The organism is Streptomyces sp. NPDC055632, from assembly GCF_053618675.1.
Genome location: NZ_JBSHHY010000042.1, coordinates 12471 through 37349 on the forward strand (window position 1 = coordinate 12471; position 24879 = coordinate 37349).

The 24879-nt window shown below is 75.1% G+C and carries 23 protein-coding genes and 1 pseudogene; 20 read left to right on the top strand and 4 right to left on the bottom strand.

Going from position 1 to position 24879, the window contains the following annotated elements; all coding sequences use genetic code 11:
- Positions 1-264: 264 nt before the first annotated feature.
- From ACWGSR_RS33000 to ACWGSR_RS33065, 14 genes are all read left to right on the top strand, one after another.
- The gene (locus tag ACWGSR_RS33000; protein WP_376233596.1) at positions 265-1293 is read left to right on the top strand and encodes a LuxR C-terminal-related transcriptional regulator; all 1029 of its coding nucleotides are present in this window, start codon (positions 265-267) and stop codon (positions 1291-1293) included.
- On the top strand, positions 1290-1940 hold the full coding sequence (locus ACWGSR_RS33005; RefSeq protein ID WP_453572249.1) for a pyridoxamine 5'-phosphate oxidase family protein: 651 nt from the start codon (positions 1290-1292) through the stop codon (positions 1938-1940). The genes ACWGSR_RS33000 and ACWGSR_RS33005 overlap by 4 nt, the downstream gene beginning before the upstream one ends.
- A gap of 158 nt (positions 1941-2098) precedes the next feature.
- Positions 2099-2971 carry a diiron oxygenase gene (locus ACWGSR_RS33010; RefSeq protein ID WP_376233601.1) on the top strand — a complete coding sequence of 291 codons (873 nt, stop codon included), beginning with the start codon at positions 2099-2101 and terminating at the stop codon, positions 2969-2971.
- Positions 2968-3852, top strand: a complete 885-nt coding sequence (locus ACWGSR_RS33015; RefSeq protein WP_453572253.1) for a hypothetical protein — start codon at positions 2968-2970, stop codon at positions 3850-3852. Before ACWGSR_RS33010 ends, ACWGSR_RS33015 begins: the two co-directional genes overlap by 4 nt.
- Complete coding sequence (locus ACWGSR_RS33020) at positions 3849-4331, top strand: holo-ACP synthase (RefSeq protein WP_453572256.1); 483 nt, start codon at positions 3849-3851, stop codon at positions 4329-4331. The genes ACWGSR_RS33015 and ACWGSR_RS33020 overlap by 4 nt, the downstream gene beginning before the upstream one ends.
- A 16-nt stretch (positions 4332-4347) precedes the next feature.
- Positions 4348-4581 carry a phosphopantetheine-binding protein gene (locus ACWGSR_RS33025; RefSeq protein ID WP_030219305.1) on the top strand — a complete coding sequence of 78 codons (234 nt, stop codon included), beginning with the start codon at positions 4348-4350 and terminating at the stop codon, positions 4579-4581.
- A 21-nt stretch (positions 4582-4602) separates the two neighbouring features.
- The gene (locus ACWGSR_RS33030; protein ID WP_376233611.1) at positions 4603-5427 is read left to right on the top strand and encodes a class I SAM-dependent methyltransferase; all 825 of its coding nucleotides are present in this window, start codon (positions 4603-4605) and stop codon (positions 5425-5427) included.
- A complete protein-coding gene (locus ACWGSR_RS33035; protein WP_453572260.1) occupies positions 5427-6452 on the top strand; it encodes a 3-oxoacyl-[acyl-carrier-protein] synthase III C-terminal domain-containing protein in 1026 nt (341 codons plus the stop codon). The genes ACWGSR_RS33030 and ACWGSR_RS33035 overlap by 1 nt, the downstream gene beginning before the upstream one ends.
- A complete protein-coding gene (locus ACWGSR_RS33040; RefSeq protein WP_366373648.1) occupies positions 6449-6715 on the top strand; it encodes an acyl carrier protein in 267 nt (88 codons plus the stop codon). Before ACWGSR_RS33035 ends, ACWGSR_RS33040 begins: the two co-directional genes overlap by 4 nt.
- Positions 6712-7566: a hypothetical protein gene (locus ACWGSR_RS33045; protein ID WP_453572263.1), complete on the top strand. Its 855-nt coding sequence runs from the start codon at positions 6712-6714 to the stop codon at positions 7564-7566. The genes ACWGSR_RS33040 and ACWGSR_RS33045 overlap by 4 nt, the downstream gene beginning before the upstream one ends.
- A gap of 134 nt (positions 7567-7700) precedes the next feature.
- Positions 7701-9071, top strand: coding sequence for a condensation domain-containing protein (locus ACWGSR_RS33050; protein ID WP_453572266.1), 1371 nt, complete (start codon positions 7701-7703; stop codon positions 9069-9071).
- On the top strand, positions 9071-10135 hold the full coding sequence (locus tag ACWGSR_RS33055) for a polysaccharide deacetylase family protein (protein ID WP_453572269.1): 1065 nt from the start codon (positions 9071-9073) through the stop codon (positions 10133-10135). Before ACWGSR_RS33050 ends, ACWGSR_RS33055 begins: the two co-directional genes overlap by 1 nt.
- 62 nt (positions 10136-10197) lie before the next feature.
- Positions 10198-11508 (top strand): MFS transporter, encoded by a 1311-nt coding sequence (locus tag ACWGSR_RS33060; RefSeq protein ID WP_376233622.1) that lies wholly within the window; start codon positions 10198-10200, stop codon positions 11506-11508.
- 22 nt (positions 11509-11530) lie between these two features.
- Positions 11531-12199 (top strand): 4'-phosphopantetheinyl transferase family protein, encoded by a 669-nt coding sequence (locus ACWGSR_RS33065; protein WP_453572272.1) that lies wholly within the window; start codon positions 11531-11533, stop codon positions 12197-12199.
- Positions 12200-12253: 54 nt separating this feature from the next.
- On the opposite strand, the gene ACWGSR_RS33070 is transcribed toward ACWGSR_RS33065, so the two are convergent.
- Complete coding sequence (locus ACWGSR_RS33070) at positions 12254-12637, bottom strand: DUF6479 family protein (protein WP_376233627.1); 384 nt, start codon at positions 12635-12637, stop codon at positions 12254-12256.
- Between the two features lie 152 nt (positions 12638-12789).
- Here ACWGSR_RS33070 and ACWGSR_RS33075 point away from each other — a divergent pair, with 152 nt between their 5' ends.
- Positions 12790-13299, top strand: coding sequence for a SigE family RNA polymerase sigma factor (locus ACWGSR_RS33075; protein WP_376233629.1), 510 nt, complete (start codon positions 12790-12792; stop codon positions 13297-13299).
- Between the two features lie 83 nt (positions 13300-13382).
- Positions 13383-14660, top strand: coding sequence for a hypothetical protein (locus tag ACWGSR_RS33080; protein WP_453572276.1), 1278 nt, complete (start codon positions 13383-13385; stop codon positions 14658-14660).
- A gap of 71 nt (positions 14661-14731) precedes the next feature.
- On the opposite strand, the gene ACWGSR_RS33085 is transcribed toward ACWGSR_RS33080, so the two are convergent.
- Positions 14732-16426, bottom strand: a complete 1695-nt coding sequence (locus ACWGSR_RS33085) for a bifunctional 3'-5' exonuclease/DNA polymerase (protein ID WP_453572279.1) — start codon at positions 16424-16426, stop codon at positions 14732-14734.
- A gap of 88 nt (positions 16427-16514) precedes the next feature.
- Here ACWGSR_RS33085 and ACWGSR_RS33090 point away from each other — a divergent pair, with 88 nt between their 5' ends.
- Positions 16515-17093 carry a GNAT family N-acetyltransferase gene (locus tag ACWGSR_RS33090; protein ID WP_453572282.1) on the top strand — a complete coding sequence of 193 codons (579 nt, stop codon included), beginning with the start codon at positions 16515-16517 and terminating at the stop codon, positions 17091-17093.
- Positions 17094-17327: 234 nt separating this feature from the next.
- Here the strand turns inward: ACWGSR_RS33090 and ACWGSR_RS33095 are convergent, their stop codons facing one another.
- Together ACWGSR_RS33095 and ACWGSR_RS33100 are read right to left on the bottom strand one after the other, a co-directional pair.
- A complete protein-coding gene (locus tag ACWGSR_RS33095) occupies positions 17328-19457 on the bottom strand; it encodes an FtsX-like permease family protein (protein WP_453572285.1) in 2130 nt (709 codons plus the stop codon).
- Between the two features lie 506 nt (positions 19458-19963).
- Positions 19964-20701 (bottom strand): annotated as a pseudogene (locus tag ACWGSR_RS33100) (ABC transporter ATP-binding protein); the annotation flags it as partial.
- A gap of 231 nt (positions 20702-20932) precedes the next feature.
- On the opposite strand from ACWGSR_RS33100, the gene ACWGSR_RS33105 reads away from it, so the two are divergent.
- The 3 genes from ACWGSR_RS33105 (at position 20933) to ACWGSR_RS33115 (ending at position 24879) form a co-directional block, all read left to right on the top strand.
- Positions 20933-22057, top strand: a complete 1125-nt coding sequence (locus ACWGSR_RS33105) for a DUF2786 domain-containing protein (protein WP_453572288.1) — start codon at positions 20933-20935, stop codon at positions 22055-22057.
- A 377-nt stretch (positions 22058-22434) separates the two neighbouring features.
- A complete protein-coding gene (locus ACWGSR_RS33110; protein WP_453572291.1) occupies positions 22435-24501 on the top strand; it encodes an FUSC family protein in 2067 nt (688 codons plus the stop codon).
- Positions 24502-24666: 165 nt separating this feature from the next.
- Positions 24667-24879 carry a DUF397 domain-containing protein gene (locus ACWGSR_RS33115; protein ID WP_030219358.1) on the top strand — a complete coding sequence of 71 codons (213 nt, stop codon included), beginning with the start codon at positions 24667-24669 and terminating at the stop codon, positions 24877-24879.

Here is a 24879-nt window from a genome sequence, read left to right on the forward strand (position 1 = left end):
GGCGCCGGTGCGCCGGCGTGGGCGTCGTCCTCCGGCGGCTTCCGGTCCTCTGGTCCGGCTGTAGGAGCCCGCCCAGACCGGAGCCATACGGTGGCCGCACCGCAAAGCCGTTGCCCGAAAGCCGTTGCCCGAGAGCCACTGCCCGAAAGCCGTTGTCCGCAGCGTTCCTCAAGCGTTTCCGGAGCCGCCCCACAGGCGGCTCCCGCACGTCTGCCACGCCGTTCCCCCTGCCGACCACATCCGTGCGAACAGAACGAGGTGACGATGGAAACCGCGACACAGATCCCACGACAGGAAGCCCGGCGGGCCGCCGAAGTGGACGAGTTCGTGGTCACGTTCTACGAACGCATCCTCGGGCGGGCCGACTTCAGCCCGTCCGGGATCGCCGACGAGCTGGGCGTCCCGCTCCGGCGGGCCGAGCAGGCGGTCCGGGTGCTGCGCGAACTGCGCCTGGTCAAGACCGCCGAGGGTGGTTCGGGCCGGCTGGTCGCGGTCAGCCCGGAGGCCGCCCAGATGGAACTGCTCGTCCCCCTGGAGCGGGAGATCCTCGACGGGCGCCGCCGCCTCGCCGGGTTCAAGGGGCAGCTCAGCTCCTTCGTGGCGGCCTTCGAGAAGCAGTCCAGGGCCCGCGCCGACACGGTGGTGATCACCGGCGACCGCGAGGAGATCGAGCTGCGCCTCCTCGAAGCCGCCCAGGCCTGCACCACCGAGGTCCTGGTGATGCAGCCCTGCGTGGCCCGCGAGACCCCCGAGCTGCGCCTCGCCCGCCCCCTCGTCCTCGACGTGCTGCGGCGCGGCGCGCAGGGCCGGATCCTCTACCCCCACACCGCCCGCGGCGACTCCGACACCCGCGCCCACCTCGGCGAGGTCCTGCCCGCCGGCGGGCAGGTGCGCACCACCAAGGAGGTGCGCGACCGCTTCCTGGTCTTCGACCGGAAGACCGCCTTCATCCCGGCCGGCGAGGGCGACGCCATCGCCGTCGTCTACGACGGCGCGGTCGCCGCCTTCCTCGCCGGGCTGCACGCCCGGGTCTGGGAGTCCGCGTTCGACTTCGACTCCGGGGCGTCCGGATACGCCGGGACGATGGGGGACCTCAAGGCGACCCTGCTCGACCTGCTCGCCTCCGGCGCCAAGGACGAGGCCATCGCGCGCCGGGTCGGCATGTCCGAGCGGACCCTGCGCCGCCACGTGGCCGCGATCATGCAGGAGCTGTCGGCCGGCAGCCGCTTCCAGGCCGGTGTCCTCGCCGCCCGGGCCGGCCTGGTCGACCTGTCCCTGGGGAGCGCCGCGTGAGCCGCTACGACCACATCGCGTACACCCCGTCCGTACGCGAGGCCCAGGAGCAGATGGGCAGCGCCACGGCCGCCGGCCGGCGCCTGCGGGAGCCGGACGGGGGGCCCGAGCCGCTCACCGGCGACGCGGCCGACTTCATCCGGGGCCTCGACGGCTTCCTGTTCTCCAGCGTGAGCGAGAGCGGCTGGCCGTACATCCAGTTCCGGGGCGGCCCGCCGGGCTTCGTCCACGTCCTGGACGCGCACACCCTCGCCTACCTGGACGTCCGGGGCAACCGGCAGTACATCACCACCGGCAACCTGCGCGGCGACGACCGGGTCGCGCTCTTCTTCATCGACCACGCCCGCCGGACCCGCCTCAAGCTGTTCGGCCGTGCCACCGCCGTACCGGCCGGGGAGGACCCCGCGCTCGCCGAGCGCCTGGACTCGACGCGCACCGAGGGAACGGTCGAGCAGCTCGTCACCATCCGGGTCGAGGCCTTCGCCTGGAACTGCCCCAACCACATCACCCCGCGCTTCAGCCAGGAGGAGCTCGCCGACGCCCTGGCGCCGGTCCGCGGGCGCATCGCGCACCTGGAGGAGGAGAACGCCGCCCTGCGCGCGGAACTCGCCGCGCGGCGGGGAGACGACGGCCCCCCTTCTTCCTGAAATCTCGGCGACCATTGCGCGGCTCCGTCGCCCGGTCCGTCCGCCGGTCCGTCCACTGACCGAATTCGGCAGCCTGTTCCGGGCATTGATGGCCCCCCTCCCCGGGGGCCAGTCTGGAATCAGCGAAGAGCCCTCGAAGCGAACGGAGACATCGCGCGATGGTCAGCGACGTGATCGACCGGAACGACCGGTTCCGAGGAATTCTGGACCGGCTCGCCACCAAGTCGATCGACGACTACTACAACCCGTACCGGCTGTTCGAGTGGCCGGACCGGCTTCCCGAGGACATGTGGTGGATGAGCCCCGAGCTCACCACCACGTACGGGACGGAATGGGCCGGGAAACTCACTCCGCAGCAGCTCCACACGCTTTCCAAGCACGAGAGCATCAATTTCTACAGCCTCAACGTGCACGGAATCCGGGAACTGCTCATCGAGGTGGTCAACCGGATCCACACCGCCGGTTTCGAAACGCCGTCGGAGTTCTTCCACCACTTCATCGGTGAGGAGAACGAGCACATGTGGTTCTTTGCCGAATTCTGCCTCCGCTACGGCGGGAAGATCTACCGCCAGCCGGCCGGCGGCGCGGAGACGGCCGTGCCCTCGGACAAGATCCAGAGCCTGCTGGTCTTCGCCCGCATCCTGATCTTCGAGGAGCTGGTCGACCACTTCAACTCGGCGATGGCCGAGGACGAGCGGCTGCACGAGACGATCCGCGGCATCAACCGGATCCACCACCAGGACGAGTCCCGGCACATCGCCTTCGGCCGCGAACTGGTCAACCTCCTCCACCAGGACCTCAAGCAGACCGCCACCGAGGAGGAGCTGGACCAGGTCTCCACCTATCTGCGCCGCTACATGAAGCACAGCTTCGAGTCGCTCTACCACCCCCAGGTCTACCGCGACGCCGGTCTGGAGCGCCCGCACGAGCTGCGCCGGGCCCTCCTGGAGTCCCCGGCCCGCGCCGAGGCCGAGCTGCGGACCTTCCGCAAGACCGCCAAGTACCTCGAGAAGACGGGAATCGTCCGATGAACCGCCTGACCGGGAGCGACGGCGCGCCCGCCCTCGCCATCCTCGGGCCCGGGGCCACCCGGCTCGTCAGGGAGCTGGACGGGGTCTTCGCCGGCTGGGGGCTCGCGGACGGCGCCGAGGAGATCAGCGCCCCGCCGCTCTTCCCGGTGACCGACCTGGAGAAGTTCGACGTCTACACCAACTTCCCCCACCTCGCCTGGGTGGCGGGCTCGCTCGACCTGACCGAGGACCAGTTCAAGCCGGTGGAGGGCAAGTTCGGGCCCGGCGCGGTGACCGAGGCGCGGTACGGGCTCCCGCACGCCACCTGCTACGGCGCCTACCTCTTCCACGAGGGCGGCCAGGTCGCCGACGACGCCCTGGTCACCCTGGTCAACCGCTGCTTCCGCAACGAGGACCACTACGGCGGGCTGCGCCGCCTCGCCAGCTTCCAGATGCGCGAGATCGTCGCGCTCGGCGGCTTCGAGCACACCCAGCGCGTACTGACCCGCTTCACCGGGCGGATCCAGGCCTTCGCCGCCGCGCTCGGGATCGAGCTGGGCAGGGAGGCGGCGGGCGACCCGTTCTTCCGGAACGACAACGGCCGCGCGCTGATGCAGAAGCTCAGCCCGGTCAAGTACGAGTTCCAGTACGGCGACCTGGCGATCGCCTCGGTCAACACCCACCGCAACTTCTTCGGCGAGCGGTGCGGGATCCGCCTGGAGTCCGGCGAGCACGCCTACACCTCCTGCGTGGCCTTCGGTCTGGAGCGCTGGCTCGCCGTCCTGACCGAGCACTTCGAGGAGGACCTCGACGCCGCGCTCGGCGCGGTGCGGAAGGCCGCTGCGGCCACGAGTGCCGCCGCGGGCGCGGGCGCGGGCGCCGCCGCCGTCGAAGTGCCGTGACCCGGCCCCTGATCGGCGTCGACCTCGTCCCGCTCTCCCGGGTCCGCGACCTCCTGGGAACCGGAACCGGAACCGGATTCGGGTCCGGCTCAGACCTCGGCCCCGGTCCCCTCCTCGGGCGGTTCCTCTCCGCCGAGGAGCTGGCCGCCTCCCGGACACCCGACGGCGCGCCCGACCCGTCGGGGATCGCCGGGCGCCTCGCCGCCAAGGAGGCCGTCTTCAAGCTGCTCGGCTCCGTCGGGAGGCCCGTCCCCTGGCAGGGCATCGAGGTCCTGCGCGGCCCCGGCGGCCGGCCCGGGGTCCGGCTCTCCGGCCGGGCGGCCGAGCTGGCCCGTACCGCCGGGGTCGGCCCGATCGACGTGAGCATCAGCCACGACGCCGGCTTCGCGATCGCCGTCGCGGCCACCACCACCTCCGTACAGGACCGGCCCGTACAAGACCGACCCGTACAAGACCGACCCGTTCCGCTGGATCAGTGACTCTGAAGGGAATGCCATGAGTTCCGCAGGTATCGACAAGGTCCGGGACTGGATCCTCGGCCGTCACCCCGAGCGCACCGAGCTCGCCTCCGACGTCGACCTCATCGAGAGCCGCCTCGTCGACTCGCTCGCCTTCGTCGAGCTCGTCTACACGATCGAGGACGCCGCGGGCGTGGAGATCGACTTCGACAACATCGACATCGAGGACTTCCAGACCCTCGCCACCATCGAGAAGGCGTTCTTCGCCTGATCCCGAGGAGGGGTCTTCACCATGGACGCAGTCTCTTACACCGCCCAGTGGATGGCCGCCGCCCGCGCGGAGGAGTCCGAGCGCGAGGACGCGCTGTTCGTCGACCCGTTCGCCCGCGAACTGGCCGCGCCCCGGGGCTTCGAACTGATCGAGCGCTACGCCGGCGGCGGTCTGCTGCCCTTCATCTCCATCCGCACCCGGTTCCTGGACGACGCGATCAAGGACGTCTTGGCCGAGAGCGGGATCCAGCAGGTCGTGCTGATCGCGGCCGGCATGGACACCCGGGCCTTCCGGCTCGACTGGCCGGACGGCATCGAGCTGTACGAGGTCGACCACGCCCTCCTGATCGCCGAGAAGCGCCGCCGGCTCGCCGCCCTCGGGGCCGAGCCGCAGGTCGACCGGCGCGAGGTCTCCGCCGACCTCACCCAGGAGTGGCTGCCCGCCCTGGAGGCCGCCGGCTTCGACCGCGACCGCCCGACCCTGTGGGTCGCCGAGGCGCTGACCTTCTTCCTCACCGAGGACCAGGCCGCCGGGCTGCTCCGGCTGCTCGCCTCCGCCTCGGCCCCCGGCAGCCACCTGGCCTTCGACATCCTCGGCCGCGCCCTGCTGCGCAGCCCGTTCTCGAAGCGCTTCCTGGACACCCTCGCCTCCGACGGCACGCCGTGGATCTTCGGCACCGACGAGCCCGAGGAGTTCCTGACCGCGAACGGCTGGAAGACCACCGACCTGCGCGAGCCGGGCCAGCCCGGCGCCGGCGAGGGACGCTGGCCGTACGACGTCCAGCCGAGGGACCGCCGCGGCGCCAACCGGCTGTGGCTGATCCGCGCCGAGGTCGTGAAGTCCTGATGAGCCTGCCGACCACCGGTCCCCGGCCGACCGAAGAGCGGCCGACCGAAGACCGACCGACCACGGACCGCCCGATCACCCTGGAGCGGATCGAGTCGTACCTGCCCGAGCGCAGCGTGCGGATCGAGGAGCTGGGCGAACGCCTCGGACTGCACCGGGCGCAGCTCGGCGTCTTCCGCAAGTTCTACGGCCTGGACCGGCTCCGGTACGACCCCGAGCTCCCGCTGCTCGACCTGCTGACGCCCGCCGCGCGCGGCGCCCTGGCCGCCCTGCCGGAGGGCGGCCGGGTGGACTACCTGGCCTACGCCCACGTCACCCAGGCGGTCGCCCCCGCCGACGTGGACATCGCGCGGCGGGTCGGCGACGACCTCGGACTCGCCGACACCGAGGCCTTCGGCCTCAGCCACCAGGCCTGCGTCAGCAGCCTCGGCGCCATCGAGGTGCTCGGCGAACTGCTCCGTGCGGAGGGCGGCGAGGGCGCGTACGCCCTCATGGTCACCGGCGAGCAGGCGTACTCGCCGGTCGTCCAGCACGTCCCCAACACCTCGATCATGGCCGACGCCGCCGCCTCCTGTCTGATCACCCTGGACGGCGAGGGCGACGTGGTCCGGTCCTTCGCCACCCGGACCCTGGGCGAGTACGCCCAGTGGCTGGAGCTGACCCCCGAGCAGAACACCGAGTTCGGTGAGCAGTACGGCAGCCGGATCGCCGAGGTCATCCACCGGGCGGTGGAGGAGGCCGGGCTGACGCTCGACGACGTCGACCTGGTCATCCCGCACAACGTCAACAAGCTGGCCTGGCGGCAGACGATCAAGGAGCTGGGGGTGGAGCCGGAGAAGGTCTTCCTGGACAACGTCCCCCGCTACAGCCACACCTTCGCCTCGGACGTCTTCGTCAACTACACCACCCTGCGCGACGAGGGCCGCCTGGTGGACGGCGCCCACTACCTCCTCGTCTCCGTCGGCCTGGGCGCCACCTTCGGCGCGATGGTGATCACCCACCGGGCGGGAGGCGGTCCCCGGTGAGCCGTCAGGAACTGATCCTCACCATCGAGAAGGCGCTCGGCGAGGTCCTGGAGCGGCCCGTCACCGGGCTCACGGAGGAGACCGCGCTCTTCGACGAGCTCCAGCTCACCTCCCTCGCCGTCCTGGGACTCCTCATGACCGTCGAGGAGGCGACCGGCATCTCGGTCGACCCGGAGGCGCTCGACATCGACCACCTGCGGACCGTGGGCTCCTTCGCCGACTACGTCGAGGCCGCGCTCCGCGAAGAGGAGGGGACGCCATGAGCGGTCTCGCCGTCCGGGCCGCCGCCGCGGTCCGCTCGCCCGAGCGCCGGGAGCCGGACGACCGGCGGGCCGCGCTCGACTACTTCCGCGACCTGCTCGTCCCCTTCGGGGAGAAGCCGGACGAGGAGCTGTTCGACGGCGGCCGGCACGTCCGGCACCGGGACCTCGCGGACCTGCTCGTCGCCGACGAGGGCGTCGGCGGCAGCAGGCCCGAGCTCCTGATCGTCACCCACGCCCTCCCGGACGTGGTGCCGTTCACCGCCGTCGCGCCCTACCTCACCGACCGCCTCGGCGGCCGGGCGGCCAACTTCTCCGTCGCCCAGCAGGGACTGGCCGCGCCCTTCACCGCGCTGCGGATCGCCTCGGCGTACGCGAGGGCGGGGCGGGCGGCGGAGGTCGTGATCGCGGTCCTCGAACAGACCACCCTGCCGACCCCCTTCCCGCTGGTCCGGGACACCCCGCTGGTCGACTCGGCCGCCGCGCTCGTCCTCGGCACCGGGGCGGGCGGCGGGGACGGAGACGGGGGCGGGGGCGGGGACGAGCGCGGGGACGAGGGCGGTCCCCGGTTCGTCCGGGCGCACTCGGTCGGTTCGCCGGCGGACGCCCTCGGCCGGGAGCCCGTCGAGGACGGCACGCTCCTCGTGCTCGGCCCCTGGGTCACCGGGGACGTGCCCGAGCACGGCGGCCCGGTGCACCGGGTGGCCCCGGGCAGCTACTGCACCAGCCTCTGGCTGGACCTCGCCGACCACTGGCGGGAGTGGGGGCGGGACCACCGGCGGATCGTGCTGTGCGACACGGACCCGCGCTCGGGCCGTACCCACGTGGCGCTCTTCGCCGGCGACGGGGGCTGACCCCCTCGGTCCGGAAGGGCGGGGGGGGGGGGCCGCCCCCCCCCCCCCCCCCGCCCCGCCCCCCGCCCCGTCCGCGACCCCCACCGGCTCGTACCGACACCCGACGACGCACCCGAAGGGAAGGCTGGAACACCATGACCACGGCTGAGGAGCGGACCATCAGGCTGGACTCCGCACGGGCCGGAAGAGGACCGGCGACCTGGGGCCAGCGGGCCATCTGGGGCGTCGTCACCCGGCTCGGCGACGACGCCCCCCGGTACAACCTGCCGGTCCACATCCCCGTCTCCCCGCCCCGCCCCGTCGACCGCGTGCTCGCGGACCTGAAGGAGCTGCTGCTGCTCCACGACAGCCTGCACACCCGGTTCCTGCCGGACGGCGAGGACGGGCTCGAACAGGTCGTGGACGGCAGCGGCGCACTCCCGGTGGAGATCCGCACGGGCCCGGCCGAACGCTCCGACGAGGACGGCGCCGCCCTCCTCGGCGAGCTGGCCGGGCGCCCCTTCGACCACACCCGCGAGTGGCCCCTCAGGGTCGGCCTGATCGAGTCCGGCGGCCTGGTCCACCGGCTCGTCCTCGCCGGGGCGCACACCGGCATGGACTACTGGGGCCTCGGCCGGCTGCTCCGCGACCTGGAGTCCGTCCAGGCCGGCGGGACCGCCGAGTCGCTGCGCGCGGCGCGCCCCGCCCTCCAGCCCCTGGAGGCTGCCGGGGTCCAGGCCTCGCCGCTCGGCCGCCGCCGGGACGAGGCGGCCCGCCGCTACTGGATCGAGCAGCTCACCGAGGGCCCCCGGCGGATCTTCCGGGAACCGGCGGCGCCGGAGCTCGCGGACGTACCGGACCGCAGGTTCCCCAACGCGCTGCTGCGCTCGCCCGCCCTCGCGGTCGCCGTCGGGCGGGTCGCGGCGGAGCTGGAGGTCAGCGACGCCGCCGTGCTCCTCGGGGCGGCCGCCCATCAGCTCGCCCGGATGTCCGGGAGCGCCGACGTGCTCTTCCAGGTCGTCGTGGGCAACCGGTTCCAGCCCTCCGCCGCCGCCTCGGTCAGCACGGTGGCGCAGGAGGCGCTGTTCCGCCTCACGGACGCGGACCGGGACTTCGAGGACGCGGTGCGGCGGACGCGGTCCGTCGCCTTCGGCGCGTTCCGGCACGCCGCGTACGACAAGTGGGCGCTCGACCGCGAGGTGGCGCTCCTGGTGGAGAAGGGGGAGGCGGCCGACCACTCGTACTGGTGGAACGACACCCGCGACCCCGGCGTCGGGCCCTTCGACGAGGTCGAGCGGCCGAAGGCGCCGCTGAGCGAGCTGATCGGCCGGACCGAACTGCGCTGGCCGACGGAGTTCCCGGCCCGCAGGAACGTCTCGATGGCGGTGGACGTGCTGACCGCCCCGGGCGCCCTCGACCTCGCCATGACCGCCGACCCGGCGGTCGTCGACCGCGCGGGCATGGAGGAGTTCCTGCGCGGGGTCGAGCGGCTGATCGTCGCCGAGGCGATCGCGCTGGGGGACTGATGGCACCGCTGACGAAGAGGTACGCGGGAATCGCCTGGACCGACGCGGGCTACCGGGTCGAGGTCCTGGACGGCACCGGCCGCCCGGTGGGGGAGCCGCGCGACTGGGGCGCCGCCCGGGTCGCCGAACTCATCGCCTGGCTGCGGGACTTCGACGGCGGCGAGCCCCCGGCCGTGGTCCTCGACAGCACCAACGGCCTGCTCGACGGCCCCATGACGGCCGCCGGCCTGGAGGTCCACCGTGCGGACCCCTGGCTGCTTCCGCCCCGGCCGCGCTTCGGCTCCGTCACGGCCCGGCAGCTCGCGGAACGGGCCCTGGCCGCGCCGGGCGAGCTCGCCCGGGTGACCGCCGAGGGCGGCACCCTGACCGGCCGCGCCGAGGAGTACTTCGAGGGCGTACGGCGCGGGGAGCCGGACCAGAAGGCCCTGACGGCGTCCGGGCGCTGCTTCGAGCACGGCCGCCGGGACGTCCCGAAGGTGGCGCTCACCTTCGACGACGGCCCCGACCCGGTCTTCACCCGGCAGGTCCTGGAGATCCTGGACCGCTACGGGGCCCGGGCCACCTTCTTCTGCGTCGGCCACCACGTCGCCGCGCTGCCCGACGAGGTGCGCCGGATCGTCGCGGGCGGCCACGGCCTCGGCAACCACTCCTGGTCGCACCCCTTCCTGTTCGACCTGACGCCGGAGCAGCTGCGCGAGCAGATCGACCGGACGACGGAGGAGCTGGACCGGGTGGCCGGCGCGGCCCCGGCCTGGTTCCGGCCGCCGTACGGGGCGCTGAGCCCCGAGGTGCTCGCCGTCCTGGCCGAGCACCCGGCCACCCTGACGATGTGGGACGTGGACGCCCGCGACTGGTCGCGGCCGGGCCCCGGGCAGATCGCCAAGACCGTCCTGGAGGGCGTCGGCCCCGGCTCGGTGGTGCTGATGCACGAGGGCGCCGGGGACCGCAGCCAGACCGTGGCGGCCCTTCCCGCGATCGTCGAGGGCCTGCTCGAACGCGGCCTGGAACCGGTCGCGCTGGACGAACTCGCCCCGCCGCCCCGCACCGGCCCCGAAGACCGCTGAACCCCCGCCTCCCGAACCCCCGCCTCCCGAACCCCGATCAACGACCGAAGGACTGAAGGGTCATGGAAGAACGCTTGGCAGAGCCCACCCCGGCGGTGGCGCCCCCGCTGACGAAGGACGGGTCCGACGGAGGACCGCCGCCGGGGGCGCGGGCGACGGGACCGTCCCCGGACGAGCCGGCGATCTGGTCCCGCAACTTCCGGTACTACTTCGTCGCCCGCAGCGCCGGCCTGCTGAGCTGGGCCATGCTGCCGGTCGCGGTCGCGGCCGGTCTGCTCAGCGGCGGGTACGGCCTGGACACCGCCGGGTACTCGATGGCCTTCCTGGTCGCCCCGTTCGCCGGTCTGGTGCTGTTCGGCGGGGTGCTCGCCGACCGGTTCACCGCCCGCCGGATGATGATCATCGCGGACCTGGCCAACCTCACCGCCCACGTCCTGCTCGCCCTCCTCTTCATCCACGGCATCGACCACCTCTGGCAGCTGTACGCGCTGCTCGTCGTCGCCGGCACCGCCAACGCCCTGTTCCAGCCGGGCGCCTCCTCCACCGTGCCCCTGGTCTCCCGCGACGTGCAGGGCGCCAACGGCGTGCTGCGCACCTCCGAGGCGATCACCGGCCTCGGCGGCCCGGCCCTGGCCGGCACCCTGGTCGGCTTCGGGTCCACCGGCTGGGTCATGGTGATCTCCGCCGTCGCCTACGGCACCAGCGCGATCTGCCTCTTCGCCCTCCGGCTCGGCGTGGTGCCCGCCCCGCCGGCCGGCGAGGGCCTGTGGCGCAACCTGGCCGTCGGCTGGCACGAGTTCCGCTCCCGGAGCTGGCTCTGGGGCGTCATCCTGATCTGGATGTTCTACGCGGTGCTCTCCTGGGGGCCGCAGCTCTCGGTGGCCGCCGGCGTCATCGTGCCCGAGCACGGCGCGAGCGCCTTCGGTCTGATCAACGCCGCGCTCGGCGCCGGGACCGTGGCCGGCGGGCTCCTCGCGATCCGCTACAAGCCCCAGCGGCCGCTCGCCGCCGGGGCCGTGGCGATGATGGCGTACCCGCTCTACCCGCTCGGCATCGTGCTCGGCTGGCCGGTCTGGCTGCTCATCGTGGCCCAGGTCCTGGTCGGGGCCGGCATCGGCGTCTGGGGCGTCATGTGGGCCACCAGCGTGCAGACCCAGGTGCCGGGCGAGGTCCTGAACCGCGTCCACGCCTACGAGGTCGCGGGCTCCGTCGGCATGTACCCGATCGGCAGCGCGCTGGCCGGTCCCGCCGTCGACGCGTTCGGCACCGACGAGGTCCTCGTGGTGGGCGTCGTGGTCTCCTTCCTCACCGCCACCGCCCTCCTGGCGGCCCGCCCGATCCGCACCCTGCGCCGTGTCCCGGACCGCGTCTGACCGGTCCGGGACGCCCGCGTCCATGTCCATGTCCATGTCCGTGCCCGGCCGGATCCGCACGCCCGTCGACGGCGTGCACCACCTGGTCGCCCGGAACGAGGAGGTCCTCGGCGCGCTGCCCGTCGCCGCCGCGGACCGGGCGACCGCCGAGGGGCTGCCGCCGTGGCGCGCGGCGGAGCACCTCGCCTCGCGGACGCTGTTGCGGTTCCTGCTGCGAGAGATCGGCGAGGACGCCGGGGACGCCGGGGACGGGCCGGTCGGCGCGCTGCCGGGCGGTCGCCCGTACCTGCCGGGCCGGCCCGGCCTGGGGGTGAGCCTCTCGCACTCCTCGGGCTGGGTCGCGGCGGCCGTCGGCAGGGGCCGGGACGTCGGCGTCGACGTGCAGGTCCCGGCCGCCGTCGGCGACCGGCTGCTGCGGCTCTGCTGCGCGCCGGGGGACGCCGACGCCCTGGCGGCCCTGCCCGAAGAGGCGCGCAGATCCGGGTTCGCCCGGATCTTCGCCGTTCAGGAGGCCTGTGTGAAGGCCGTGGGGGAGGGCTTCTCCGGCCGCCCCTGGGCCGTCCCGGTCCCCCTCGGCGCGCGGACGGGCACCTGGAACGGCGTCCGCTGGTCCGCCTCGCACGACGGCCGGGACGGGGCGCCGGTCGCCTGCGCCTGGACCGCGGGGCCCGTGCGGAGGGGACGGGCGTGACCGGCGGCGGGGCCGTGCCCCGCCGCCGGATTCCGCTCCCGCGCGTTCGGTCGGTCAGTCGCCGTGGCCGGTGCCGCCGCTGCCGAAGCCGCCGCTGGAGATGCCGCCCCACTTGCGCTTCTCCTCGTCCGGCGGCTGGGGCGAGGTCTCGGTGCCGGAGTGGTTGAGCTGGTACGGCATGAGCCGGTGTTCGCCGTCGTTCTGCGGCATCTCGGACCCTTGGCGGTACTCGGACGACTCGCCGGGCAGGGCGCCGTCGTCGGGCCGGTGCGGGTGCTCCTCGGTCTTCGGCGGTGCCGACTCGCGGTTCCGGACGCGGATGCCGAAGACGAACGCGCCGATGAGGACGGCGACGACGACGAGACCGCCGAGAACCTGTGCCAGGCCTGACTGCCAAACCCCAGCCGCCAGGTTCTCTGCTGCGCTGAGAGTGTTCATATCTACGGATTACCCGATTCCGCTTCTTTGGATGCGCCGGGGAGAGATCTCTTCGGATTTATCTGAAACATCTGTCCGCCTCCACCGCGTCAATGAGGTGTACGGCGACCGCACGACGCGGCCGACACGACACGACCGGGACGAGGAGGGGCATGAGAAAGGCCCGCGCGAACGAGTTCCTGGAGTTCGCCTCCGCGCGCACGGGGCCCCTGTTCCGCTCGGCGTGCCTGCTGACCAGCGGAGACGTCCACCTCGCCGAGGACCTCACCCAGGAGACCCTGGGCCGGATGTACGCCCTGTGGGGCCGCATGGCCCGGATCGGGAACCCCGCCGCGTACGCCCAGACCGTGCTCGTCCGCACCTTCCTCAGCCACCGGCGGCGCCGCTCGGCCACCGAGCGCCCGCTCGGCGAGCTGCCGGACCGCGTCTCCGACACCGACGGGGACCCGGCGCTCCGGATCGCGCTCCTCGACGCCCTCGCCGGACTCGCGCCCAAGGACCGGGCGGTCGTGGTGCTGCGCTACTGGGAGGACCGCAGCGTCGAGGAGACCGCCGAGGCCATGAACGTCAGCTCCGCCGCCGTCCGCACCCGGTCCGTACGGGCCCTCGCCAAGCTGCGGGAACGGCTCGGCGGCAGCCTCGCGGAGCTCGCCGTCCGCTGATCGGACCCCACCCCCGTACCCCCTCGCCCCGCACCCCCTCGTCCCGCACCCTTTCCGCCACGAACCCGAGACGGTGATCCCGCATGCCCCGAAACGACGGCCCCGGCCACGAGAACCCCCCGCACGACGGCTTCGAGGAGGAGCTCGGCGCCGTCCTGCGCCGCACCGGCGAAGGCTTCGCGGGCGACCGGCGCGAGCTCGTCGAGGGCGGCGTCCGGCGCGGCCGGCGCCGGCTGGTGCGCCGCCGGGCCGCGGTCACCGGCGGCGTCCTCGCGCTCGCCGCCGTCGGCGTCGGCGGGGTGTACGGGGGCTCGCTGCTCGGCTCCGCCGGGCCGGCCGCGACGACCTCCGTGGCGGTGCCGCCGAAGCCGACCGGCACCGGCCCCGAGACGCGCCCGCCGGGCGAGGCGCGGATCCCGGTCGAGGACCTCGCGGCCGTCCTCAAGGCCCACACCCCGGCCGGGCGGTGGGAGATCGAGGACGAGGGTGGCGAGGGGCAGTTCGTCCTCGGCGTGTACGACGACGGCGCCGGCAAGGCCGCCGTCTCCGTCTCCCTCTCCCGCTCCTCCGGCCCCGGCGAGGCGGGCGAGGCCCTGGTCACCTGCCCGGACGAGGCCCACGTGCCCGACGCCGAGTGCACCACCGAGACGCTCCCCGGCGTCGGCCGGCTCCTGCTCTTCCAGGGGTACGAGTACCCCGACAAGCGCGAGAAGACCAAGAGCTGGCGGGCGACCCTGCTCACCGAGGACGGCTTCCTCGTCGACGCGAACGAGTACAACGCCCCCGCCCAGAAGGGCGCCCGCGTCAGCCGCGAGACCCCGCCCTTCACCCCCGCCCAGCTCAAGGCCCTCGTCACGGCCGGCGCCTGGAAGCCGCTGCTCGCCAGGCTGCCCGCGCTCCCCCAGCGGCCCACGCCTCCGAGCGCGCCGGACGAGCCCTCCGCCGACGCCCTCCGGGCCACCCTGCGCTCCCTCCTCCCCGAGGGCCTCAAGGTGAAGGACGAGGGCGGGCAGGACGGCTACGGGTACGTCGTCGTCGACGACGGCGGGGGCAGGAGCTTCGTCGAGATCAACGTCCAGACCGGCATGCGGGACGTCGCCGGCCGCCTGACCTCGACCGGGGCCACCACCCTGCCCGACGGGCGCCTGGTCGGGGTCACCCGGGAGGCCGCCGAGAAGGGCGGCACCGGCGTCGTCTCGTGGACCGTCGACACCGTCACGCCCGAGGGCTTCCGGGTCGTGGTCACCGCCCTCAACTCCGACGGGTACCGCGCCCCCGCCACGCGCCCCGAGCCCGCGCTGACCGTGGAGCGGCTCAAGACGATCGCGCTGAGCCCGAAGTGGCGGAAGCTGGTCGACTAGGGCCTGTCCGGCGGGAGGAGGAGGGGGAGGGGTACGGGGAGCGTCATCGCCCCCGTACCCCTCCCCCCGCCTCACTTCGCGTCCGAGTACCGCTCCACCGTCGCCGTCGTGAACGGGAACCGCACCGGCGTGTCCCCGAACGTGATCCTCCCGGCCTCGTCCCCGGCCGCCCGGATCGCCGCCGTGACCGCCTCCGCCTCCTCCGCCGGGCAGTGCACGATCACCTCGTCGTGCTGGAAGAAGACCAGCTCCGCCCGCATCCCGGCGAGGGAGCGCCGCAGGGCCGCCAGCATCAGGAGCGCCCAGTCGGCGGCGCTGCCCTGGACGACGAAGTTGCGGGTGAAGCGGCCCCGCGCCCGGGTGTTCCCCGAGGCGTACCCGGGGGTGAACTCGCCCTCTTCCACGACCGGTTCGGCGTCGCCCTCCTGGGGCAGGCCCGCCTCGTCGGCGTCCCCCGCCCCGGCCGCCGGCGGGCTGGTCCTGCCGAGCCAGGTCCGGACGAGCCGGCCCTCCTCGCCCGCCTTCGCCGCGTCGTCGACGTACGCCACGGCGAGCGGGAAGCGGCGGCGCAGCGCCGCCAGGTTCTTCAGGCCGTCGCCGCTGGTCTGCCCGTAGACCGCGCCCAGGAGCGCGAGCTTGGCGTGCTCGCGGTCGCCGGAGAAGGCGCGGGCCGAGAGCCGGGTGTACAGGTCGTCGGGGTGGCCGGCGACCTCCATCAGGCCCGGGTCGCGGGAGATCGCGGCGAGGACGCGCGGCTCCATCTGGTCGGCGTCGGCCACGACGAGCCGCCAGCCCGCGTCGGCGACCACGGCCCGCCGGATCACCTTCGGGATCTGGAGGGCCCCGCCGCCGTTGGTCGTCCAGCGCCCGCTGACCGTGCCCCCGGGCAGGTACTCCGGCCGGAACCGGCCGTCCCGCACCCAGTCGGCCAGCCAGGACCAGCCGTGCGCCGTCCAGATCCGGTACAGCTTCTTGTACGCGATCAGCGGCTCCACCGCCGGGTGGTCGACCTCGCTCAGCTCCCAGCGGCGCGTGGACCGCAGCCGGATCCCGGCCGCCGCGAAGGCCTTCACCACGTCGGCGGGCAGATCGGGCCGGACGCGCCGGCCGAGGGCCGCGGACACCTCGCCCGCGAGCTCGGCCAGACGGCGCGGCTCGCCCCCGCCCGCGTACCGCTCGCCGAGCAGTTCGTTCAGCAGCTCCCGGTGCACGTCGGCCCGCCACGGCAGCCCGGCCCGGTGCATCTCGGCGGCCACCAGCATCCCCGCCGACTCGGCGGCCGTCAGCAGCCGCATCCTGCCCGGGTGCTCGACCCGGTCGTGGCGGCGGAGCTGCTCGGCGTAGACCGCGAGGAGCCCCTCGAAAGGCACGGCGGCCACGCGGCGCGGCTCGAACAGCGAGTCCTGCGAACCGGGTTCGGCGGTGCGGGGCGGCGGGTCGGGCGGCACGGGCGCGTTCCGCAGGCGCGCCCAGGCGGCCGCCGCCGAGCGGGGCTCGCCGAGCCGCCCCTCGTACCCGAGGAGCAACTGCTCGGCGCCCTCCACGTCGTAGCACCGCTCGATCCGCACCCCGGCGGCGAGCAGCCGGGGATACACCTCGGCCGTCGACCGCCACACCCACCGGGCCACCTCCGGCCGGTCCCGCACGGCCGCCACCAGGTCCGGCTCGCGCCGCACCGGCCCGGCGGGCGCGCCGTCCGGACCGAGGGGCGCGAGCAGCGCCCCGTCCCCCTCCTCCTCGGCGGCCAGCGCCCACCTCTCGCTCATACCGGCGAGTCTGGCAGCCGCCACTGACAGGGCCGGGCCTTCTACGCTGTGGCGCGGACACCGGATCCGGACGTGGAGGGGGAGGACGATGTACGCGATGTCCCTGGGGGACGACGGGGCGGAGCTGTGCCCGCTCGAACCGTGGCAGGCGGACGAGTTCCTGGCGCACATGGACCGGGGGAGGGAGTTCATCGGCGCGCGCAACGGGCTCCCGGACGTCGTCACCGACCTGGAGTCCAGCCGGGCCTTCCTCCGGGCGTACGCGGAGAAGACGGCGGCCGACACCGGCCGCATCCACGGCGTCCGGCTCGACGGGACCCTGGTCGGCGCCGTGATCCTCCGGACGCTCGACACCGCGAACGGCACGGCCGAGGCGGGCTGCTGGCTGGAACCGGCCGCGACGGGCCGGGGCCTGGTGACCCGGGCGGCGCGGGCGCTCGTCGACTGGGCGATCGAGGTGCGCGGGATCCACCGGGTGGAGTGGGTCGTCTCCTCGGACAACGCGCCGAGCATCGCCGTGGCCCGCCGCCTGGGCATGACCAGGGACGCGGTCCTGCGCGAGAGCCACGCGTACCGGGGCCGCCGCCACGACGAGGAGGTCTGGTCGGTCCTGGCGGGGGAGTGGCGGGCGGCGAAGGCGGCGGAGCCGCCGGGGGCGGCCGGCTGAGGGCGGGGTAGGGACCGGGATCGGAACCGGGACCGGGGCGGTGACCCGGCTCCGACCCCGGTCACCGCCCCGTCGTCCCACCATGGCCGGTCGACGGGCCGCGCGCCACGCGGGGAGCCCGTCGGGCGTTCCTCGGGCCCCGCGTCAGGTGCGCGTCGGGTGCTCCTCAGGCCCTGCGGGAAGCACGCGTCGGGTGCTCCTCAAGCCCTGCGGGAAGCACGCGTCGGGTGCTCCTCAAGCCCCGTGGGAAGCGCGCGTCAGGCGCCACGCCGGGAGGGCCGAGGCGATGACCGCGACCGCCGCGCACACGCCCGCCGCCGTGCCGACCGCCGCCCAGGGCGGGGCGAGGGCGACCGGGGCCGAGAGGGCGGCCAGGGCCGCGCCCAGGGCGCCGAGGACGACGGCCGTCACCACGAGGCCGAGGAGCGCGCCGATCGCGACGGCGAGCGCCGCCTCGCCCGTCACCACCCGCAGGACCTGGGTCCGGGTGGCCCCGGCGAGCCGCAGCGAGGCCAGTTCCGCGCCGCGCACCGAGGTGGCCATGAGCAGGGTGTCGGCGAGGCCGATCACCGTGTAGACGAGGGCGATGCCGAGGACGAGGACCAGGCCGAGCCGGGTCTGCGGGCTGCTCGCCGGGCGCTCGGCCGCCGCCCACGCGCCGGCGGTCGCGACGGTCCCGCCGCTCGCCTCCAGGGCCCGGGCCGTCGCCGCGCCGCCGCCGCGCGCCTCGATCCGGTCGAGGACGGCGCCCGGCGCGTTCGCCCGGGTGACGTACGGGCCGTTGTCGCCGGTCCCGAGCGCGAGGACGGCCGCGACCCGGAGCCGTACCGGACCGCTCCCGTCCGCCCGCCACACCTCCACCGCCTCGCCGACCCGGCGCCGCTCGAAGTCCTCGTTGACGACGATCGACCGGTCGTCCAGGTCCCGCACGTCCCCGGCGACCACCGGGAGCCGGGCCAGGTCCGCGAAGGCCGCCGGGTCGGCGACCGCCCGCGCGCCGTACTTCACGACGGCCTCCGCCCCGTCCCGTACGAAGACGGAGGTCGCCCCGGTGGCCGAGACGACGGCCCCGGCCGGGACCGACGTCACCGGGCGCAGGTCCTCCCCGCTCGCCACGTACGCGGCGGCCGTGTGCTCCCGGATCTCCGCGCCCTTCGCGCGCGTGACGCCCGCCGCCGAGCCGAAGAGGGACCCGGCGAGCGCCACGGTCACCAGGACGGGCGCGGCGACGGCGGCGGTGCGGCGGACGGAGGCCGCGGAGTTCTCCCGCACGAGCGTCCCCACCGCTCCCCGGAGCCGTGGCAGCCGGGCCGCCGGCCGGACGAGGAGCGGCGCGAGCAGGGCGGTGCCGCCGATCAGGAGCATCGGGAGGGTCGTGTACGTCTTCCGCTTCAGGAGCTCGGACGGCTCGGTCGCGCAGGTCCAGACGAGCAGCCCCAGACCGGTCAGGAGCAGCGCCGCCCCGGCCAGGGCCCGGCCGGGCGGCAGGACGTCGGCGTCGACGTCCGCCTCGCGCAGGGCGGCCGTCGGACCGGTCCGCCCGGCCCGGCGGGAGGCGGCGAAGGCCCCGGCCAGGGCGACGGCCAGGCCCGTCCAGAAGGCGGCGTGGTACGGCCAGGAGGCCCCGCCGATCGTGAACCACGCGGGCGCGAGGTCCCCGTCCACGAGCGTCCGGGCGAGCAGGGGCGCGCCCAGGGCGCCGAGGGCGCATCCGGCGGCGGAGGCGAGCACGCCGAGCACGGCGGCCTCGGCGAGGAGGAGGCGCTGGACCTGCCCGGGGGTGGCCCCGGCGGTCCTGAGGAGTCCGAACTCGCGGCGCCGCAGCGCGACGGCGAACGCGAACGTCGACGCGACGACGAAGACGGAGACGAAGGCGGTGACGCCGCCGGAGGTGCCGAGGAGGGCGTTCAGGGCGGTGAGCGCGCGGGCGTCCCGCTCAGGGTCGGGGTCGGCGCGCACCCGTTCGGCCCCGGTGAGGACCCGGGCCCGGGTGCCGACGAGGTCCCGGACCCGGTCGGCGGGGGCGTCGACGCCGACGGCGTCGGGACCGCCCGCCGTGGTGACGGCCCAGCGGGCGCGCAGCGCGCGGAGGAGCTCCGCCTCCACGGGCCGTGGACGGTCGAGCCGCTGCTCCACGGACGCGGTGGCGGGCCCGCGCCGCACGTCGAGGACCAGCCGGTCGTGGCCCATGACGACCACGGGCGAGGAGGCGAACCGCTCGGGAGGACGCTCGGGCGCGTGAAGGGTGGCGGAGAGCCCGAGCCCGGTGACGGCGAGCAGCCCGACCCCGAGGGCGAGGGCGACGAACCCGCCGAGGAGGGAGGCCCAGCGGTCCCGGAGCCCGGAGAGGACGAGCGTCAGCACGGGGTGCCTCCGGCGGGGGCGGTGGCGTACGGGTGGTGCGGGGATCGCGGGTCCTGCGGGGACTGCGGGTCCTGCGGGGACTGCGGGTCCTGCCGGGCTTGCGGGTCCTGCCGGGCTTGCGGGTTCTGCCAGGGACACGGATCTTGTGGGTCCTGCGGGCTTCCGGGGCTTTGCCGGTTCCGCGGGTCCCGCGAGGGCTTTCGGGCCTCCCGGGTCATCCGGGTCTCCTGGACCTCCCGGGTCTTCGGGGATTCCAAGGCCTTCCGGGATACCGGAGCCCGCCGGGTTTCCCGGACCTCTCGGGCCTGCCGGGTTTCCCGGGGCCGCCAGGTTTCTCGGGTCCACCGGGACTTCCGGGTCCCCCGGGCCTGTCGGCCTTCCGGGCCCTGCCGGGGTTCCTGGACCTCCCCGGCACCCCGGGCTTCCCCGGCACCCCGGGCCTCCCCGGTTTCCCCGGCCCCCGGGACCTGCTCGCCCCCCTGGCCTTGCCCCGCCGCCCCCCACCCCTCCAGCGCCGCCATCCTCCCGGCGACCGTCTCCACCTCCGGAGCGGTCAGTTCGCCCGCCACGCGGCCGTCGACCAGGAAGACCACGCGGTCCGCGCGGGCCGCTGCCACCGGGTCGTGGGTGACCATGACGATCGTCCGGCCGTCCCGGTCGACCAGCTCCCGCAGCAGGCCGAGGACCTCGCGGCTCGTGGTCGAGTCGAGCGCGCCGGTCGGCTCGTCGCCGAAGAGGACGGCCGGCCGGGTGATCAGCGCGCGGGCGAGCGCGACCCGCTGCTGCTGTCCGCCGGACAGCTCGCCGGGCCGGTGCCGTTCGCGCCCGGCGAGCCCGACCCGGGCCAGGGCCTCCCGGACCTCCGCGCGGGACGGGCGGCGACCGGCGAGCCGGAGCGGCAGGGCCGTGTTCTGCGCGGCGGTCAGGGAGGGCAGCAGGTTGAAGGACTGGAAGACGAAACCGATCCGGTCCCGCCGCAGCAGGGTGAGCCGCCGTTCGCTCAGCCCCTCCAGGGCGGTCCCGTCGATCTCCACGGTCCCGGAGGTCGGCCGGTCGAGCCCGGCTGCGCACCGCAGGAGCGTGGACTTGCCGGAGCCCGAGGGGCCCATGACGGCGGTGAAGGTCCCGGCCCGGAAGTCGAGGTCGACGCCGTCGAGGGCGCGGACGTCCCGGTGGTGGCGGGTGAGCCCCCGGAGCCGTACGGCGACGGCGGCGGCTGCGTTGCGGGTGTCGGTTGCGGTCATGGACCCAGCGAACCGTCTCCGCCGCCGCCGATCACGACCACTGGCGGGCGTCCCGGGGGTAGGGCCAGGCCCACCTCCGGGCCGGGCCCACCTCCGGGCCGGGCCCACCTCCGGGCCAGGCCCACCTCCGGGCCGGGTCGACACCGGGGGAACGGGGCCGGGGCCCGGGCTGAGACCATCGGAGGGAGACGGGGACGGGCGTGCGGACGAGGAACGGGACGCGAGGACGGCGTGGGCACCACCATCGACAAGGCCTTCGAGGCGCTGTACGCGAGCGACGACGGGTCGCTCGACACGGCGGCCTCGCTGCTCGCCGCCGACCGGGGCGCGGACACGGAACTGGCACGGCGGGGCGAGGAGTTCGTCCGGACGCTGTGGGGACGCGGCTGGCAGCCCGCCGACCTGGTCCGCACGGCCCGCCGGGACCTCGGGGACGAGCACGTACGGCTGCTCGCCGGGCTGATCAGGACGGAGACGGTGGGGTACGGGCGGCTGCCGCACCGCTGGGAGGCGCAGCTCGACGAGCTTCCCGACGGGCCCGGCCGCCCCGCGGACCGCTTCTCGTACGCGACGTGCGTCCTGGAGCTGTACCGGCTGCTCGTCCGGCTGCCGCGCCTGGACGCGGTCGGCCCGGCGCCGGGGGAGGCGCTGCCGCCGCCGGCGGCCGGGGAGCCCCGGATGCTGGGCCGGATCAGGGCGCTGCTCGCGAAGGCGGAGGCGACCGGCTACCCGGAGGAGGCGGAGGCGCTGACGGCCAAGGCGCAGGAGCTGATGGCCCGGCACAGCCTGGACGGGGCGACGCTCGCGGCGGGGGCGCCGTCCCCGGAGGCGCCCGGCGCGATCCGGATCGGGGTGGACGCGCCGTACGAGCAGGCGAAGGCGATCCTGCTCGACGCGGTGGCGACGGCGAACCACTGCCGGGCGGTGTGGAACGAGGCGTACGGCTTCTCGACCGTGGTCGGCTTCGAGTCGGACCTGGACCCGGTGGAGCTCCTCTACACCTCGCTGCTCGTGCAGGGGACGGCGGCGATGACGCGGGCGGAGGCGGAACAGCGGGCGGGCGGCCGCAAGCGCACGAAGTCCTTCCGGCAGTCCTTCCTCCTCGCGTACGCGAACCGGCTGGGCGCCCGGCTCTCGGCCACCTCCCGCCGGGTGGCCGCCGAGGCCCCGACCCTGCTCCCGGTCCTCGCCTCCCGCGAGGCGGCGGTCACCACCCGCACGGACGAACTCTTCCCCGAGACCCGCACCACCCGCGTCCGCGCGGCCTGGGACGAGGCGGGCTGGAACCACGGCGCGACGGCCGCGGACCGTGCGGCCCTCCACCCGGACCGGCGCCGGGTGGAGGGCGGCGCATAGCCCCGGGCCCCGGCGGCCCCCGGCCCGCGGCGGCTCCCCGCCCCTCCCGGCCCTCCTCCGGCGGGACGGCCCCCGGCCCTCCTCCGACGGACGGCCCCCGGCCCTCCGGCCTACGGCGGGAGCCCCCGCAAGGCGTTCACCCGCCCCGATGCGCCCGGGGCGCACCTCCCGGGGACACCGGCAGGGCCGGCGCCCGGCCTCCACCTCCCGGCGCCCCGGAGCCCTCCGCCCCGGCGGGCCCGGGAGCGCGGCCCGGCAGCACCCCCCGTCTGCCCCGGCAGCACCCCCCGTCCGCCCCCCCCGGCAGGGTTCCGGGAAGGGGCGGGGTGGGGGCCGAACAGCCGTTTCGTGACGAATCATGGGGATACGCTTCCCGCATGAGCTGGCTCCGGGCCTTGAAGGGGACCGCCCGCTCCGGGCTCACCGTCGAGCGGCAGCGGCTCGAGCCCTGGGGAGCGGCGCGGGGCGCGCTGGGGCTCGCGCTCGTCGTCGGGGTCTCGCTCGCCCTCTTCGGGCCCGCCGTCGCCGTCTCCTCCGCCTTCGGCGCCTTCCAGGCGGCCATCGCCACCTTCCAGCGCTCCTGGCGCCCCCGCCCCACCCTCGCCCTCGCCTCCGGCGCCAGCCTCGCCGTGTCGACCTTCATCGGCTACCTCACCGGCGCCCACGACGGGCTCTTCCTCGCCCTGCTGCTCCTGTGGACGTTCCTGTCGGGCCTCGCCTGGGCCGCCGGCCCCACCGCCGGCCTCATCGCCTCCTCGAACGTGGCGATGATGCTGGTCACGGTCACCCTTCCCACCTCCGTCGCCACCGCCGCCGGCCACGCCGCCACGATCTTCGCGGGCGGGGTCGTCCAGGCCGCCCTGGTCGCCCTCCTCCCGGTCCGCCGCTGGGGCGCCCAGCGCGACGCCCTCGCGGACGCCCTCACCGCCGAGGCGGACTACGCCCGCCGCCTGCGCCACGACCCGATCGCCCCCTTCGACCCCGTCCCGCTCATGACCGCCCGCAACGCCGCCGCCGTCACGCCCCGCCAGGCCCGCCGCCGCCCGGCCGAGCTGCACGGCTCCCGGGGCCTCGCGGAGCGCATCCGCCCCGTCCTGGCCTCGCTCGCGGACCCGGCCGTCGGCGTCCCCGGGGAGGGGCCGCAGCGGGACCGGGTGCGCGAGCTGCTCGACGCGGCCGCCGCCGTCCTCGACGCCGCCGCGCTCGCCATCCGCCGCGGCGACCCGGTCGTCCTGCCCGCCCCGGCCCTCGCCGCCCTCCGCACCCTCGACACCGGCTCCGTCCTCACCGGCCCGCCGCGCCGCGCCGCCGTCCGCCTCGCCGCCCTCCTCGGCGACGTCCTGGAGACCGCCGACCCGCACGCGGAGACCTCGGTCCGCACGGGCGTGGCCCGCTCCCGGCCCACCCTCGTCCGGCTCGCCCCCCTCGTCCTCGCCCAGGTCCGCGCCGAGCTGCGCCACGAGTCCCCGGTCCTGCGCCACGCGATCCGCGTCTCGGTGGTCACCGCCGCCGGCTACCTCCTCGGCGCGGTCCTCCCCTTCGGCCACGGCTACTGGGCCCCGATGGCCTCGGTCATGGTGATGCGCCCGGACTTCTCGCAGACGTACGCCCGCTCGGTGGCCCGCTTCGGCGGCACCCTGGTCGGCGTGGGCCTGGCGACGGCGGTCGTGCGCTCGGCGCACCCGGACGCGCACCTCTCCGCCGTGCTCGCGGTGCTGTGCGCCTTCGGGATGTACCTGCTGATGCGCACGGGGTACGCGGCGAGCCAGGTCTGCGTCTCCGCGTACGTGGTCTTCCTGCTCGGCATGGCCGGCGAGGGCGTCGACCAGACCGTACGGGAGAGGGTGCTGCTCACCCTGCTCGGCGGGCTCCTCGCGATGCTGGCGTACGCCGTCTACCCGGCCTGGGAGACGCCCCGGCTGCGCGGCCTGCTCGCGGACTGGCTGGAGGCGGTCGGACGGTACGCGTCCGTCGTCGCCGCCGGGTACGCCGATCCGGCGGGCCCGGCCGACCCCGACGTCCGCGAGGCGCTCCTGCGGACCCGCGCCGCCCGGGTCGCCTGGCAGGAGGCGCTGGCCCGCGCGGCGCACGAGCCGGTGCGCCACCGGGGCCTGTCGCACGCGGCGGTGGAGCAGGCCGAGCACGCGCTCGGGGAGTTCGGCCGGGTGGCGATGCTCATGGAGGCGCACCTGCCCGAGCGCGGCGCCGAACCCCTCCCGTACGCCGCCGTCCTCGCCGAGGCCCTGCGCCGGTCGACCGGGCGGGGCGCGAAGGCGCTGCGGGAGCGCGGGGAGCCGGACTGGGCCGAACTGCGGGAGACCGTCGGCGCCTGGACCGGCGAACCGCCGGACCACTTCCTGCTCCACAAGGGCGCCGTGCTGCTCCTGGAGAGCCTGGACGAGCTCGCGACGGCCCTCTCCGAGACCGCCCCTAGCCGGGGATAACCGCTGGTGGCACGCTCTGTCGCGTAGTCGGTACGCCACCGCCTGTGCACGTGCATCTGCTCATGCAGCCGTCATGTGAACACAGCTATGATCCGAGCAAGTTGACACCTGCACCAAGCAACTCGGGAGCTACCAGTGCATCCTGCGCATCACGCGTACAACGGCATGGCGGCCACGGAGCTGCGCGGTGTCGTGTGGCAGAAGAGCAGGCACAGCAACTCCCAGGGTTCCTGCGTGGAGTTCGCAAAACTTCCGGGGGGAAACGTTGCCGTCCGCAATTCCCGCCATCCCGACGGGCCCGCGCTCGTCTACACGCCCGCCGAGATAGAGGCGCTGCTGCTCGGCGTGAAGGACGGGGAGTTCGACCACCTGGTGTGA

Excerpts from the sequence above, each read along its gene's own strand:
- ACWGSR_RS33000 (WP_376233596.1), top strand. The coding sequence starts at position 265 with ATGGAAACCGCGACACAGATCCCACGACAGGAAGCCCGGCGGGCCGCC.
- ACWGSR_RS33010 (WP_376233601.1), top strand. The coding sequence starts at position 2,099 with ATGGTCAGCGACGTGATCGACCGGAACGACCGGTTCCGAGGAATTCTG.
- ACWGSR_RS33015 (WP_453572253.1), top strand. The coding sequence starts at position 2,968 with ATGAACCGCCTGACCGGGAGCGACGGCGCGCCCGCCCTCGCCATCCTC.
- ACWGSR_RS33025 (WP_030219305.1), top strand. The coding sequence starts at position 4,348 with ATGAGTTCCGCAGGTATCGACAAGGTCCGGGACTGGATCCTCGGCCGT.
- ACWGSR_RS33030 (WP_376233611.1), top strand. The coding sequence starts at position 4,603 with ATGGACGCAGTCTCTTACACCGCCCAGTGGATGGCCGCCGCCCGCGCG.
- ACWGSR_RS33035 (WP_453572260.1), top strand. The coding sequence starts at position 5,427 with ATGAGCCTGCCGACCACCGGTCCCCGGCCGACCGAAGAGCGGCCGACC.
- ACWGSR_RS33045 (WP_453572263.1), top strand. The coding sequence starts at position 6,712 with ATGAGCGGTCTCGCCGTCCGGGCCGCCGCCGCGGTCCGCTCGCCCGAG.
- ACWGSR_RS33050 (WP_453572266.1), top strand. The coding sequence starts at position 7,701 with ATGACCACGGCTGAGGAGCGGACCATCAGGCTGGACTCCGCACGGGCC.
- ACWGSR_RS33055 (WP_453572269.1), top strand. The coding sequence starts at position 9,071 with ATGGCACCGCTGACGAAGAGGTACGCGGGAATCGCCTGGACCGACGCG.
- ACWGSR_RS33060 (WP_376233622.1), top strand. The coding sequence starts at position 10,198 with ATGGAAGAACGCTTGGCAGAGCCCACCCCGGCGGTGGCGCCCCCGCTG.
- ACWGSR_RS33065 (WP_453572272.1), top strand. The coding sequence starts at position 11,531 with ATGTCCATGTCCATGTCCGTGCCCGGCCGGATCCGCACGCCCGTCGAC.
- ACWGSR_RS33070 (WP_376233627.1), bottom strand. The coding sequence starts at position 12,637 with ATGAACACTCTCAGCGCAGCAGAGAACCTGGCGGCTGGGGTTTGGCAG.
- ACWGSR_RS33075 (WP_376233629.1), top strand. The coding sequence starts at position 12,790 with ATGAGAAAGGCCCGCGCGAACGAGTTCCTGGAGTTCGCCTCCGCGCGC.
- ACWGSR_RS33080 (WP_453572276.1), top strand. The coding sequence starts at position 13,383 with ATGCCCCGAAACGACGGCCCCGGCCACGAGAACCCCCCGCACGACGGC.
- ACWGSR_RS33085 (WP_453572279.1), bottom strand. The coding sequence starts at position 16,426 with ATGAGCGAGAGGTGGGCGCTGGCCGCCGAGGAGGAGGGGGACGGGGCG.
- ACWGSR_RS33090 (WP_453572282.1), top strand. The coding sequence starts at position 16,515 with ATGTACGCGATGTCCCTGGGGGACGACGGGGCGGAGCTGTGCCCGCTC.
- ACWGSR_RS33110 (WP_453572291.1), top strand. The coding sequence starts at position 22,435 with ATGAGCTGGCTCCGGGCCTTGAAGGGGACCGCCCGCTCCGGGCTCACC.
- ACWGSR_RS33115 (WP_030219358.1), top strand. The coding sequence starts at position 24,667 with ATGGCGGCCACGGAGCTGCGCGGTGTCGTGTGGCAGAAGAGCAGGCAC.